Here is a 13,375-nt window from a genome sequence, read left to right as displayed (position 1 = left end):
CGTCCCGATCGGGCCCATCCCGGGTGAAGTGCCGGGTGGCCGGCCATTGGTTACTGTCCGCCCGTGGGTTTGGGGGTCTTCGGAGCGAACGGCCGGCGCCAACGCAGCGACGCCGAGTTGCTGGCCGCTCACGTCGGCGGCGACCGCTACGCCTTCGAAGAGTTGTTCCACCGTCACCGCCGCCAGCTGCACCGGCTCGCGCGGCTCACCAGCCGCAGTCCCGAGGATGCCGCCGACGCGCTGCAGGACGCGATGCTCAGGGCACACCGCGGGGCGGCTTCGTTTCGCTACGACGCCGCGGTCAGCAGTTGGCTGCACCGCATCGTGGTCAACGCCTGCCTGGATCGGCTGCGGCGCGCCAGCGGCCACCCCACCACCCCGCTCGAGGACGTCTATCCGGTAGCCGATCGGACGGCCCAGGTCGAAACGGCTGTGCTGGTGCAGCGGGCGCTGATGCGGCTTCCCGTCGAGCAACGGGCCGCGGTGGTGGTCGTCGACATGCAGGGCTATTCGATCGCCGACACCGCACGGCTGCTCGGGGTGCCGGAGGGCACGGTCAAGAGCCGATGCGCCCGCGGCCGGGCCCGCCTCGCGCAGCTGCTGGGTTACCTCGACAGCAGCGCCGGCGCCGCTTCCGACCACGCCGCCGGTCAGCGTTGAGGCCGCCGCGCGCATCCTCGGCCGGGCTGTGCATGGCCTCGCGAGTGTGCATGACGGACACTGGGGCGGATGAATACAGCCGAAAACGACCCCCCGGAAGGTCGGCCCGACGCGGCCGGGGACCCACCCCGGACGATTGAGCTGCTCGCCGAGCTGCAGGCCGGTCTGCTGGACGACGAAGTCGCGGCTGGTGTCCGCCGACGAGTCCGCACCGACCCGGAGGCACAACGCATCCTGCGCGCGTTGCACCAGGTCCGCCGCGAGGTCGCCGCCGCCGGAGCCGATGCGGCGTCGGCGCCGGATGCGCCCCCGGATGTCACCGCCCGCGTTCGTGCGGCGCTGAGGGCCGCGGGCGCGAGCCGATCCCCCGCCGCCCACTGCGCCCGCCCGCGCGCCCGCCCCGCCAGGGTGCTCGCCGGCATCGCGGGTTTGTGCGCGGCGGTCGCCGCGATCGGCCTCGGCGCGGCCGCGCTGGTCGACGGGCCCGCCCCCACGCCGAGTGGACCGACCACCGCGGAGCACATCACGGTGTCGACGCCGCCACCGGTGATACCGCTATCGGAGGCGCAGATCCTCGACCTCCTCCGCAGCTCCCCCGACTACGGGCCGCTCGGCGACCCATCACGGCGCGCGTCTTGCCTGAGCGGCCTCGGCTATCCGGCGTCGACACCGGTGCTGGGCGCGCAGCCGATCGACATCAATGCCCGCCCCGGCGTGCTGCTCGTGGTGCCCGGCGGCGCGCCCGACCGGCTAGCAGTTTTCGCCGTCGCCTCGAACTGCAGCGCGGCCGATACCGGGCTGTTGGCCAGTACCGAGGTATCCCGGCCCTAGGCAGCTACGAATGCTATGCATCACCCACGGGAACAGCAATGCCTACGCTTGCGTTCGTAGACGTAGCTTCGAGCGCCTGAAAGGTCCGCATGTCTGTTGATGACGCTATCCACGACGTAATCGTCATTGGTTCCGGTCCCGCCGGATACACCGCAGCCCTGTACGCCGCCCGCGCACAGCTGGCGCCGCTGGTGTTCGAGGGCACCTCGTTCGGCGGCGCGCTGATGACCACGACCGAGGTGGAGAACTATCCGGGCTTCCGCGAGGGCATCACCGGCCCGGAGCTGATGGACGAGATGCGGGAGCAGGCGCTGCGATTCGGCGCCGACCTGCGAATGGAAGACGTCGAGTCGGCGTCGCTGGACGGGCCGGTCAAATCGGTGGTGACCGCCGACGGGCAGACCCACCGAGCCCGGGCCGTCATCCTGGCGATGGGCGCGGCCGCGCGCTATCTGCACGTGCCCGGCGAGCAGGAGTTGCTGGGCCGTGGCGTGAGTTCGTGCGCGACCTGCGACGGGTTCTTCTTCCGCGATCAGGACATCGCGGTGATCGGCGGCGGCGACTCCGCGATGGAGGAGGCCACCTTCCTGACCCGGTTCGCCCGCAGTGTGACGCTGGTACACCGCCGCGACGAGTTCCGGGCGTCGAAGATCATGCTCAATCGCGCCCGCAACAACGACAAGATCCAGTTCGTCACCAACCACACCGTCCTCGCGGTGGAGGGTGACACGACCGTGACCGGGCTGCGCGTGCGTGACACCATTACCGGGGCGGAAACCACCCTGCCGGTGACCGGCGTTTTCGTCGCGATCGGACACGAGCCGCGTTCTCACCTGGTGCGCGACGCCGTCGACCTCGACCCGGACGGCTACGTGCTGGTGCAGGGACGCACCACGAGCACCTCGATGCCCGGCGTGTTCGCCGCCGGCGACCTGGTCGACCGCACCTACCGGCAAGCGGTCACCGCTGCAGGAAGTGGTTGCGCCGCGGCGATCGACGCCGAACGCTGGCTCGCCGAGCACGAAGCAACTTCAGACGCCGACAATGCCGACAAGTTGATTGGAGCACAGCGATGAGCAATGCCGAGAACTCCGGGGCCACGGTCGAGGTTTCCGACGCCTCCTTCGCCGCCGACGTATTGGCCAGCAATAAGCCCGTGCTCGTTGACTTTTGGGCGACCTGGTGTGGACCGTGCAAGATGGTCGCGCCGGTCCTCGAGGAGATTGCCGCCGAGCGGGGCGGCGCACTCACGGTGGCCAAGCTGGACGTGGATGCCAACCCGGAGACCGCGCGCGACTTTCAGGTCGTGTCGATCCCCACGCTGATCCTGTTCAAAGACGGACAGCCGGTGAAACGGATTGTCGGCGCCAAGGGTAAGGCGGCGTTGCTGCGCGAGCTTTCCGACGTGGTTCCCAACCTGAGCTAGCCCCAGTCGAGTTCGCCGGTTCGCCCCTGCTATTAGCCTGGGGTTTTCTTGAAATCGGCAAGGATCTGCGACAATACCGGTTAGCTGTGGTGCATTTGTCAGCCCTGTATTTGTCGGTATTGGCAGTTTGTCCCGGAGGGCCCTTGGTATGTCGAGTCCGCGCCGCGAAGACGGCGATGTGTTGCGCTGTGGCGACCGCAGCGCCGCTGTCACCGAGATCCGGGCTGCGCTGGCTGCGTTGGGAATGTTGGAGAACCCCGACGAAGACCTGACAACTGGCCGACATGTCGCGCTAGAGCTGTTCGACGAGCAACTCGACCAGGCGGTGCGCGCATTCCAGCAGCATCGCGGGCTACTGGTCGATGGTGTCGTCGGGGAGGCCACCTACCGCGCCTTGAAGGAGGCGTCCTACCGGCTCGGCGCCCGCACGCTGTATCACCAGTTCGGTGCGCCTTTGTACGGTGACGACGTCGCCACACTGCAGGCACGGCTGCAGGATCTCGGTTTCTACACCGGTTTGGTGGACGGACATTTCGGGTTGCAGACCCACAACGCCTTGATGTCGTATCAGCGTGAGTACGGTCTTGCCGCCGACGGCATCTGCGGCCCAGAAACGTTGCGTTCCTTATACTTTCTGAGTTCGCGGGTCAGTGGCGGCTCACCGCACGCCATTCGCGAAGAGGAACTGGTCCGCAGCTCCGGGCCGAAACTGTCGGGCAAGCGGATCATCATCGATCCCGGCCGCGGTGGTGCGGACCATGGCCTGATCACACAAGGTCCAACAGGACCGATCAGCGAAGCAGATATCTTGTGGGACTTGGCAAGTCGCCTCGAAGGGCGGATGACCGCCATCGGTATGGAGACGTTTCTGTCCCGGCCGACCAACCGCAGCCCGTCGGACGCAGAACGCGCCGCAACGGCCAACGCCGTCGGTGCGGACCTGATGATCAGCCTGCGCTGCGAAACTCAGGCCTGCCCTTCGGCCAACGGCGTGGCCTCCTTTCACTTCGGCAACTCGCACGGTTCGGTCTCCACCATCGGCCGCAACCTCGCCGATTTCATTCAACGAGAAGTGGTGGCCCGCACCGGTTTACGGGATTGTCGTGTTCATGGCCGGACGTGGGATCTGCTGCGACTGACCCGAATGCCTACCGTTCAGGTCGACGTCGGCTACATCACCAATCCCCGCGATCGTGCGATGTTGGTCTCCACGCAGACCCGCGATGCCATCGCCGAAGGCATCCTCGCCGCGGTCAAGCGGCTCTATCTACTCGGCAAGAACGACCGTCCAACTGGCACTTTCACCTTTGCCGAGCTGCTTGCCCACGAGCTGTCGGTCGAGCGCGCGAGCAGGCTCGGCGGTACGTAACGCCGCTTCCTAGATCCTGAGCTCGGGGGTCTGCAAGGCGTTTCCCGTGGCAGACCCCGCGCCGACCGGCTGTTGTAGCTGAGCATTCTCGAGCAGGCGCTCCAGGGCTGCTTCGACTTCGGCCTTCCACCCCAGGCCCTTGTCCAGCTCGAGCCGCAAGCGCGGGAAGTACGGGTGCTCCGCCACCACGACGAAACCCACGTCCCGCAAGAAATCCGCGTCGATGACGCAATGGTCGACCGTGCAGTCGCCAAGCGCTTCCAGCACCGGCCGGACGTCCACGTCCGCCGTCCGCGGATCCAGCTCGCTGGCCGCGGGCGTGCGTCCAAAGGCTTCCAATGCCCGGACGCCGCGCCGCACCAACTCGTCGATCACCCGAGCGATGAGCGCGTGCGGCAGATCGTCGGCGGCTTGTCCCTGCTCGATACCCATCGATGTCAGCAGCACCGCATCCGCGGACACCGGGGCGGTGGGAAACCGGTGCGCCCGCGGTACAGCGCGCGGAGGAGCGTAGAGCACATAGCCCAAACACGGCGGTTCGGCGTGGCTGCGTTCGTCCGGCATCGCCGTCGCAACCTGACCGCAGGAGCCCCACTCCAGCATCACCATCGACAACCAGGCTTCCTTTTCGAATTCCGGGTCGGCGAGATGGTCGTCCTTGCCAAGGACCGCGGGGTCGACCTCCCAGAAGACGCAGCGGCGCGCATGCTTGGGAAGCTGCTCGAAGGCCTCGAGCCGCAGCGGCGTGATTCGAGCAGACACTAGTCTCCTGGCCTCCGTGCGGTACCTCAGCCAACCGCCCCGCTCCTCCGCGGGCCGCCACGCGGCCCGCGGAGTCGCCCGGCGGTTGCCCGGCTCTCCCCTGGCCGATGTGTATCAGCAACCTCTCCAGGATAAGAGAGTTGGATGCGATCGGGCCAGTATTGGCGCTGTCACGCGAGCCGTCATGTGAGCCGCCCACATGGGTGGGCCGGTCGGATATGAAATGGCTTGACGCACAAAGTTTTCTGTCGAATTGTTGTGCCGGAGGGCGTTGTCCGCGAACCCCGTTCCCGACGCCACTGTCACAGTGACGTAATTACAGAATGTTCCTGTTCAAGCGTTATCCGTGGCCATCAGACCGACGATGCGCTGCAGGTCGTCCACCGAACCGAACTCCACCACGATCTTGCCTTTGCGTTTGCCGAGACTGACGGTTACCCGGGTGTCGAAGGCGTTCGACAGTCGCTCAGCAACGTCTTGGAGGCCAGGCATCTGGATCGGCTTGCGCCGCGGCGGAGTCGGCGCCGCGTCCGGCCGATGGGCCTCGTGGTTGGCCAGGGTGACTGCCTCTTCGGTGGCGCGCACGGACATGCCTTCCGCGACGATCCGGCTCGCCAGTTCCTCCTGTGCGTCGGGGCCGGCCTCCAGCGACAGCAGCGCGCGGGCGTGGCCGGCGGACAGCACGCCCGCCGCGACCCGGCGCTGCACCGGGATCGGCAGCTTGAGCAACCGGATCATGTTCGTGATCAGCGGCCGCGAGCGGCCGATGCGTGCGGCGAGTTCATCGTGGGTGACGCCGAACTCGTCGAGCAGTTGCTGGTATGCCGCGGCCTCTTCCAAGGGGTTCAGCTGCACCCGGTGGATGTTTTCCAGAAGGGCGTCGCGCAGCAGGTTGTCGTCGCCGGTCTCGCGGACGATGGCGGGGATGGTCGCCAGGCCCGCCTCTTGGGCCGCCCGCCAGCGCCGCTCCCCCATCACGATCTGATAGTGCGCGCCGCTTCGCGAGCCCTCGATCGCTCGCACCACGATCGGCTGCAGGAGCCCGAACTCGCGGATGGAGTGCACCAGCTCCGACAGCGCCTCCTCGTCGAACACCTGCCGGGGTTGGCGGGGGTTGGCCTCGATCGCATTCGGCGGGATCTCTCGGTATACCGCACCTATCGCGGCGCCATCCGGTCCCGGCCCGCCGATCACCACGTCCGCGGCCGCGGTCCCCATTCGTGGACCGAACGCCGAAATCCCGGAGTCGCCGTCGGCGGGACCGGTCGGGATGAGCGAAGCCAGGCCCCGGCCGAGGCCGCCCTTCTTGCGTGACGGCTGCGTCATGGTCGTCCCTTCGCGGATCGGGGTTGGTCACGTTCGGCGAGTTCGCGGCTTGCGTCGAGGTAGCTCATCGCGCCTCGCGAACCGGGATCGTAATCGATGATCGTCATGCTGTAGCCTGGCGCCTCCGAAACCTTGACGCTGCGCGGGATCACGGTGCGCAACACCTTGCTTCCGAAGTACCGGCGCACCTCCGCGGCCACCTGGTCGGCGAGCTTCGTCCGGCCGTCGTACATGGTAAGGATCACGGTGGTCACCTCGAGCTGCGGATTGAGGTGGGCCTTCACCATCTCGATGTTGCGCATCAGTTGTGACACGCCCTCGAGCGCGTAGTACTCGCACTGGATCGGAATCATCACCTCGGGCGCGGCCACGAGCGCGTTGATCGTCAGCAACCCGAGCGACGGGGGGCAGTCCACGAAGACGTAGTCGAAGTCGAAGTTGTCGAGCTCTGCCAACGCGGTGCGCAACCGGTTCTCGCGCGCCACCATGCTCACCAGTTCGATCTCCGCTCCAGCCAGGTCGATGGTGGCCGGAACGCAGAACAGTCGTTCGCTGTGCGGGCTGCGTCGCAACGCCGTCTGCAATGGGACCTCCCCGAGGAGTACCTCGTACGAGGATGGTGTGCCGGACTGCCGGTCGGTGATGCCGAGGGCCGTGCTCGCGTTGCCCTGGGGATCGAGATCGAGAACGAGCGTCTTGAGTCCCTGCACGGCAAGCGCGGCGGCCAGGTTGACCGCGGTGGTGGTCTTGCCCACGCCGCCCTTCTGGTTCGCGATGGTGAACACCCGACGGTGTGGGGGCCGAGGCAACGGCTCGTGCGTGGTGTGCAGGATCCGCATGGCGCGCTCCGCGGCCGCGCCGATCGGGGTGTCGAGGTCGGTCGATGTTTCACGTGAAACATCGACCGCGGGATTGTGTGCGGCCGCGGGTCCGGACTCGGCTACGCCGTGGACCACTCCCGCTACCGGGGCGGGCGGTTCGCCCGGTGTTGGGCCGAGCGACGTTCGCGTAGCAGGGGCCGGGCCCCGCGGAGGCCTCATGCCGTCCCCCTGTTCTCTTTCGGGATGCGCTGTCCGTCCGGTTTGCGTGCCGGTTTGTGCCGCGCCTCCGCGCCGCGCCGGGCGAGCACCACGGTTGTGGGCGGCCGCAAATAGTTCGCGCCACATGTGATCACCCTGACATCGACGGCGCCCGATGCGGCCATCACACGCCGGTGTTCGTGTACTTCTTCGGAGGCGCGCTCCCCCTTGATCGCGAGCATCCGCCCGTTCGGCCGTAGCAACGGCATACTCCATTTCGTCAATTTGTCCAACGCCGCCACCGCCCGCGACACCGCGGCGTCGCAACCGCCCACCTGCTCCTGTACCCAGGGCTCCTCCGCTCGCCCGCGGACCACGTCGGCAGCCAGGCCGAGGTCGGCGACAACCTCGCGAAGAAACTCAACGCGGCGCAGTAGCGGCTCGAGGAGAATCACCCGGAGGTCGGCTCGCGCAATCGCCACCGGGATGCCCGGCAAGCCGGCTCCGCTCCCGATGTCGATGACCCGGTCACCCGATTCGAGAAGCTCCGCGATCGTCGCGCTGTTCAGCAGATGCCGCTCCCACAACCGGCCGGCCTCGCGCGGCCCCAGCACCCCGCGGTCCACCCCGGCGCCCGCCAGCGCTTGGGCGTAGCGCCGGGCAAGGTCGAGCCGCGGACCGAAGACCTCGAAGGCAGCCGCCGGCACGTCATCGCCCTCGAAGGCAGCCGCCGACGCGGGCGCTGCCCGCTCGCGGGGGCCGACATGTTTCACGTGAAACATTCCTTCGGTCTTGCGGGCTCCCACGGCCCGCGTGAACTACACAGCTGTAACTCCGCTTCCGTCGCGGCGTCAGTCAGGCAAGACAACGACTCGGCGTGACGGCTCCACGCCCTCGCTTTCGCTGTGCACGCCCGGCACGGCCGCCACCGCGTCGTGAACGATCTTCCGCTCGAACGGCGTCATCGGGGCCAACTCCTCGCGCTGACCGGTGGACAGCACCCGCTGCGCCACCTTATCGCCCAGCGCCGCCAATTCCTCACGGCGCCGACGCCGCCAGCTCGCGATGTCGAGCATCAACCGGCTCCGCACTCCCGTCTTCTGGTGCACCGCCAGCCGAGTGAGTTCCTGCAGAGCGTCGAGCACCTCGCCGGTACGGCCCACCAACTTGTTCAGGTCGTCGCTGCCGTCGATGCTCACCACGGCGCGGTTGCCCTCGACATCCAGATCGATGTCGCCGTCGAAGTCCAGCAGATCCAACAGCTCTTCCAGATAGTCGCCGGCGATCTCCCCCTCCGCGACTAGGCGCTCCTCCAGATCGTCGGCCTCGTCCGCATCCGCGTCTGCGGCCGCCGCGCCCTCTGGCGCATGCCCGGTCGGCTGTTCTGTGTCATCGGTCTCGGTGTCGAGCTCGGTCGTGTTGGCGTCCGTCATGGCGTTCTCTCCCTCATCCACGGGTCCGTCTTCTTGTCGGGCCGCTCCGCCGCGCCCCGCAGAGTTTTCGTCAACGTTTGCGTCGCTTCGGGCGCGCACCGGGGCGCGGGGTTCGGCTGCTGCGGCTGATGTTGCGCCCGGCGGGATTCGGCTTGTTCGTTTCGGCCTTCGCCTGCTCGCTCTCGGGCGTCTGGCTGTCGGTGTCCGTCTTGCTGGAATTGGCCTCCGCGTCGTCGCCGCTGCCGCTCGACGAACCGTCGCTCTTTCCCGGTGCCGCCTTGGCAGCGCGCTTGGGTTTGGCTCCCGGTGCCGGGGCGTTCGCCGCCCGGCGCTGCAGGGCCTCCTGTCGCTTCGCCTCGTCCTCCCGTTCGATCATGCCGAACACATAGTGCTGCTGACCGAAGGTCCAGATGTTGTTGGCGAACCAGTACAAGATGATCGCCAACGGAAGGAACGGCCCACCGACCACCACCCCGAGCGGAAACACATACAGCGCCAGCTTGTTCATCATCGCGGTCTGTGGGTTCGCGGCCGCCTCCGGACTTTGTCGCGCGACCGATGCTCGACTGTTGAAATAGGTCGCGATGCCGGCCAGGATCATCACCGGGGCGCCCACCGCGATTACCGCCGGACGACTGAAATCGACGAACGCGTCCAACCCGGACCGTTGCGTCATGTACGCACCGATCGGAGCACCGAACAAGTTGGCGTCCAGGAAGTGGCCGACATCGGTCGGGGTGAACACGTAGTTGCCGGTGAGCCGGTTCTCGATCACCGACATGTGCGGCTGGCCGAAGCCTCCTGTCGTGCGATTGAACGAGCGCAGCACGTGATACAACCCCAGAAACACCGGGATCTGCGCCAGCATCGGCAAGCAACCGAGGATGGGGTTGAAGCCGTGCTCACGCTGTAACTTCTGCATTTCGAGCGCCATGCGCTGACGATCCTTGCCGTACTTCTTTTGCAGCGCCTTGATCTGCGGTTGGAGTTCCTGCATTTGCCGGGTGGTGCGGATCTGGCGCACGAACGGCTTGTAGAGCAACGCCCGCAAAGTGAAGACCAGGAACATCACCGACAGCGCCCAGGCGAAAAAATTCGATGGCCCCAGCACGAACCCGAACAGCTTGTACCAAAGCCACATGATCCACGACACCGGGTAGTAGACGAAGTCGAGGCTGAAGAAATCAAACAACAGATTCACTCTCCGCTTGCTTCGCTGGGGGGTCCCAGCCATTACCGGCATCATCGGAGTCAGCCCCGGACCCCCGGCGCTCGGGTATTGGGTCCCACCCTCCTTGATGCCACGGTCCGCACTTGAGGAGCCTGACCGTCGTCAGCCAGCTCCCCCTAATGACGCCGTACTCGCCGAGAGCGTCCACGGCGTACTGACTGCAGGTGGGCACAAATCGGCACGACGCCGGACGCAGCGGTGAAATCATGTGCCGATAGAGTTCGATGAGGAAAATCAATCCGCGCGCTGCCCCCCTGCCGGCGCCATGGGCCACGCTCCGGTATCTGTGCGCCGATCCCCTCACCGCTGCGTTCCCGCCAACTCGAACGCGCGGCGCAACCCGGTTTGCAGCTCTTGTTCCAACCGTGCCGACGACACCTGTCGACTGCTTGGCAGCGCCCGGATCACTACCTGATCGGACGGGTCGAGAAGGCCCACCAAGGCGCGGGCGACGTGGCGGAGCCGACGCGCCACTCGATGGCGCTCGACGGCCGAACCCACCGGCTTGGCGATAATCAGCCCGACGCGCGGGCCCTTTCCCGGTTCGCGATCACCGCCCCGTCGAACGTGAACGATCACGTCGGGCTGCACACCACGCATCCCGTACTTCACCGTCTCGTCGAACTCGGTAGACCGCCTCATGCGGTTGCGTGCGGAAAGCACCGCCAAGAAACCTGGCCGTTGTGATCAGGCAGTCAACGCGCGGCGACCTTTGCGGCGCCGGTTGGATACGATCGAGCGCCCGGCCCGGGTGCGCATCCGCAACCGGAAACCGTGCACCCGGGCTCGGCGCCGGTTGTTCGGCTGGAAGGTCCGCTTGCCCTTGGCCACGGCGTTCTCCTCGCTATGTCTGCATCGCCATCCGGCCGCTTATGCTTTGCAACTGCATTGGTCCGCAGGTCGGGCGGGCGTGGTCTCGCTGCTGGCCGGCGCGGTCGCCAGACATTTCATCCGGGTCGCAGCCGTATCGCCGACTTTCGGGCGACTGTTTGAGGGTACTGACGAGCCTTCGCCCGGTCAAACTTGGCGCAGCCCAACGGACCCGCCCCAAACTGCATGGGCGGCAAGCCGTACTGCCGCAACGCAAGCCAAAGCCTCGCGGTCGCGGAAAAGAACCCGCCAGATTGCAACGGAACTGTTGGCAGCCGCACGGAAAACTGTTAGCTTCGGGCGGTGAAGTTTTGCCGCCGTTTCGCCCGAAACGGCCGGTGCACAACGAAGCGAGGATGGCGGATCAACTAGCTGCGCGGATAACCTTCATGGTTGTCTTCAGCCCGGAGATCGCGAGCCGTTGCCGGTAGGCTGCGGCACGTTTACCGTCGTCCTTTCCACATCTGTGGATAAGCATGTGGACAGTTGTCACCAACAACAGTTGTCCTTCGGCCCAGACATTCCAAGGACCAGGGAGATGCGTCGTTGACTGATGACCCCGGTTCTGGTTTCAGCACCGTATGGAACGCGGTCGTCTCCGAACTCAACGGCGAACCGAACTCTGACGGCGTCGTGACGACTGGCACTACGCTGACCGCGCCCCTGACCCCACAGCAAAGAGCCTGGCTAAATCTCGTCCAACCGCTCACCATCGTCGAGGGGTTTGCCCTGCTGTCGGTGCCGAGCAGCTTCGTGCAAAACGAGATCGAACGTCACCTGCGCACCCCGATCACCGACGCACTGAGCCGCCGACTCGGGCACGAGGTACGACTCGGCGTGCGCATCGCACCGCCAACTCCCGCCGACGACGTCGACGACCCTGCTCTCGCACCACCCGACGATCCCGGTACCGACCCCGACGAGACGGACGAAAACGGTGAAAACCCCGGCGGTGCTCGGCGCAGCTGGCCGGCTTACTTCACGGAACGTCCGCACAACGCCGACCCCGCTGCAATCAGCGGAACCAGCCTCAACCGCCGATACACCTTCGACACGTTCGTCATCGGTGCCTCCAATCGATTCGCCCATGCCGCCGCCCTGGCCATCGCCGAAGCACCGGCCCGCGCCTACAACCCCCTCTTCATCTGGGGCGAGTCCGGCCTCGGCAAGACGCACCTGTTACACGCAGCCGGCAACTACGCGCAGCGCCTGTTCTCCGGGATGCGGGTCAAGTACGTCTCCACCGAAGAATTCACGAACGACTTCATCAACTCGCTACGTGATGACCGCAAAGTCGCCTTCAAACGCAGCTACCGCGATGTCGACGTGCTCCTCGTCGACGACATCCAATTCATCGAGGGCAAAGAAGGCATCCAAGAAGAGTTTTTCCACACCTTCAACACGCTGCACAACGCGAACAAGCAGATTGTCATCTCATCGGACCGCCCGCCCAAGCAGCTCGCCACCCTCGAAGACCGACTGAGAACCCGTTTCGAGTGGGGGCTGATTACCGACGTTCAGCCCCCCGAGCTCGAAACCCGCATCGCCATCCTGCGCAAGAAAGCACAAATGGAACGGCTCGCGGTGCCCGACGACGTACTCGAGCTGATCGCCAGCAGCATCGAACGCAACATCCGCGAACTCGAAGGTGCGCTCATCCGGGTCACCGCGTTCGCCTCGTTGAACAAGACGCCCATCGACAAGGCCCTAGCCGAGATTGTGCTTCGCGACCTGATCGCCGACGCCAGCACCATGCAGATCAGCGCGGCGACGATCATGGCCGCCACCGCCGAATACTTCGACACCACGGTGGAAGAATTGCGCGGCCCGGGTAAAACGCGGGCCCTGGCGCAGTCGCGGCAAATCGCGATGTACCTTTGCCGTGAACTCACCGACCTGTCACTGCCCAAGATCGGCCAGGCGTTCGGCCGTGACCACACCACGGTCATGTACGCCCAACGCAAGATCTTGTCCGAGATGGCCGAACGCCGAGAGGTTTTTGATCACGTCAAAGAACTCACCACGCGGATACGGCAGCGCTCCAAGCGTTGACTGTCGGTAATTTTCTTCAAACAACTTCCTTCCCGGCGGTCGCACCAGCCCCATCCCCGGCGGTGTGCGCATCCTTGTGTACAAGGTCGGCCAACCATGCCGAATCCGTGGTAGTTCGGTGCACAGCCCCGTTGCATCCCCAGGGCGCCAACACACAGCACCCAGTTATCCACGCGCTCGTCCACACCCCCAGCTCACCCCTAGCAGCGTCAAGACCAAACTGTCCCCAATATGCACAACCCTTACTACTAATATTGAGATCATTTCGTAGTTTTCCCTTTGAAGTACGGCGCTGGGGACACCTCTTGCACAGGCCCCAGCACAGCCGCCGGACGAGCATGGTTGGTGAGGCTTGTCACCGTTAGCGATTAGCTTTCAAGTTGGCGCTAGAAGCTC

At 65.9% G+C, this 13,375-nt stretch carries 15 protein-coding genes; 6 read left to right on the top strand and 9 right to left on the bottom strand.

What is annotated here, in order from left to right; all coding sequences use genetic code 11:
• Positions 1-69: 69 nt before the first annotated feature.
• From sigM to G6N24_RS21010, 5 genes are all read left to right on the top strand, one after another.
• A complete protein-coding gene (sigM, locus tag G6N24_RS21030; RefSeq protein ID WP_085163166.1) occupies positions 70-660 on the top strand; it encodes an RNA polymerase sigma factor SigM in 591 nt (196 codons plus the stop codon).
• A 69-nt stretch (positions 661-729) separates the two neighbouring features.
• Positions 730-1,491 (top strand): hypothetical protein, encoded by a 762-nt coding sequence (locus tag G6N24_RS21025; protein WP_085163139.1) that lies wholly within the window; start codon positions 730-732, stop codon positions 1,489-1,491.
• A gap of 89 nt (positions 1,492-1,580) precedes the next feature.
• Positions 1,581-2,567 (top strand): thioredoxin-disulfide reductase, encoded by a 987-nt coding sequence (gene trxB, locus G6N24_RS21020; RefSeq protein ID WP_085163138.1) that lies wholly within the window; start codon positions 1,581-1,583, stop codon positions 2,565-2,567.
• Positions 2,564-2,917, top strand: a complete 354-nt coding sequence (gene trxA, locus G6N24_RS21015) for a thioredoxin (protein WP_085163137.1) — start codon at positions 2,564-2,566, stop codon at positions 2,915-2,917. Before trxB ends, trxA begins: the two co-directional genes overlap by 4 nt.
• 148 nt (positions 2,918-3,065) lie before the next feature.
• The gene (locus G6N24_RS21010; protein ID WP_085163136.1) at positions 3,066-4,286 is read left to right on the top strand and encodes an N-acetylmuramoyl-L-alanine amidase; all 1,221 of its coding nucleotides are present in this window, start codon (positions 3,066-3,068) and stop codon (positions 4,284-4,286) included.
• Positions 4,287-4,295: 9 nt separating this feature from the next.
• On the opposite strand, the gene G6N24_RS21005 is transcribed toward G6N24_RS21010, so the two are convergent.
• From G6N24_RS21005 to rpmH, 9 genes are all read right to left on the bottom strand, one after another.
• Positions 4,296-5,048, bottom strand: coding sequence for an acetyltransferase (locus G6N24_RS21005; protein ID WP_085163135.1), 753 nt, complete (start codon positions 5,046-5,048; stop codon positions 4,296-4,298).
• Between the two features lie 333 nt (positions 5,049-5,381).
• Positions 5,382-6,374: a ParB/RepB/Spo0J family partition protein gene (locus G6N24_RS21000; protein WP_085163134.1), complete on the bottom strand. Its 993-nt coding sequence runs from the start codon at positions 6,372-6,374 to the stop codon at positions 5,382-5,384.
• Positions 6,371-7,414 carry a ParA family protein gene (locus G6N24_RS20995; RefSeq protein WP_275996518.1) on the bottom strand — a complete coding sequence of 348 codons (1,044 nt, stop codon included), beginning with the start codon at positions 7,412-7,414 and terminating at the stop codon, positions 6,371-6,373. The genes G6N24_RS21000 and G6N24_RS20995 overlap by 4 nt, the downstream gene beginning before the upstream one ends.
• Positions 7,411-8,175 (bottom strand): 16S rRNA (guanine(527)-N(7))-methyltransferase RsmG, encoded by a 765-nt coding sequence (rsmG, locus tag G6N24_RS20990; RefSeq protein WP_085163132.1) that lies wholly within the window; start codon positions 8,173-8,175, stop codon positions 7,411-7,413. The genes G6N24_RS20995 and rsmG overlap by 4 nt, the downstream gene beginning before the upstream one ends.
• A gap of 69 nt (positions 8,176-8,244) precedes the next feature.
• The gene (locus tag G6N24_RS20985; RefSeq protein ID WP_085163165.1) at positions 8,245-8,826 is read right to left on the bottom strand and encodes a Jag family protein; all 582 of its coding nucleotides are present in this window, start codon (positions 8,824-8,826) and stop codon (positions 8,245-8,247) included.
• A 70-nt stretch (positions 8,827-8,896) separates the two neighbouring features.
• Complete coding sequence (gene yidC, locus G6N24_RS20980) at positions 8,897-9,967, bottom strand: membrane protein insertase YidC (RefSeq protein ID WP_456320191.1); 1,071 nt, start codon at positions 9,965-9,967, stop codon at positions 8,897-8,899.
• A gap of 43 nt (positions 9,968-10,010) precedes the next feature.
• Positions 10,011-10,361 (bottom strand): membrane protein insertion efficiency factor YidD, encoded by a 351-nt coding sequence (gene yidD / locus G6N24_RS20975; protein ID WP_372514511.1) that lies wholly within the window; start codon positions 10,359-10,361, stop codon positions 10,011-10,013.
• On the bottom strand, positions 10,358-10,720 hold the full coding sequence (gene rnpA / locus G6N24_RS20970; protein ID WP_085163129.1) for a ribonuclease P protein component: 363 nt from the start codon (positions 10,718-10,720) through the stop codon (positions 10,358-10,360). The genes yidD and rnpA overlap by 4 nt, the downstream gene beginning before the upstream one ends.
• Before the next feature lie 24 nt (positions 10,721-10,744).
• Positions 10,745-10,888, bottom strand: coding sequence for a 50S ribosomal protein L34 (gene rpmH / locus G6N24_RS20965; protein WP_085163128.1), 144 nt, complete (start codon positions 10,886-10,888; stop codon positions 10,745-10,747).
• 585 nt (positions 10,889-11,473) lie between these two features.
• Here rpmH and dnaA point away from each other — a divergent pair.
• Positions 11,474-12,979, top strand: a complete 1,506-nt coding sequence (gene dnaA / locus G6N24_RS20960) for a chromosomal replication initiator protein DnaA (protein WP_085163127.1) — start codon at positions 11,474-11,476, stop codon at positions 12,977-12,979.
• The last annotated feature ends 396 nt before the right edge of the window (positions 12,980-13,375 follow it).

Source organism: Mycobacterium lacus (genome assembly GCF_010731535.1).
Taxonomy (GTDB): Bacteria; Actinomycetota; Actinomycetes; order Mycobacteriales; family Mycobacteriaceae; genus Mycobacterium; species Mycobacterium lacus.
Note: the sequence above shows the minus strand (reverse complement) of the source record. Positions and strands in the feature narration are given on the sequence as shown.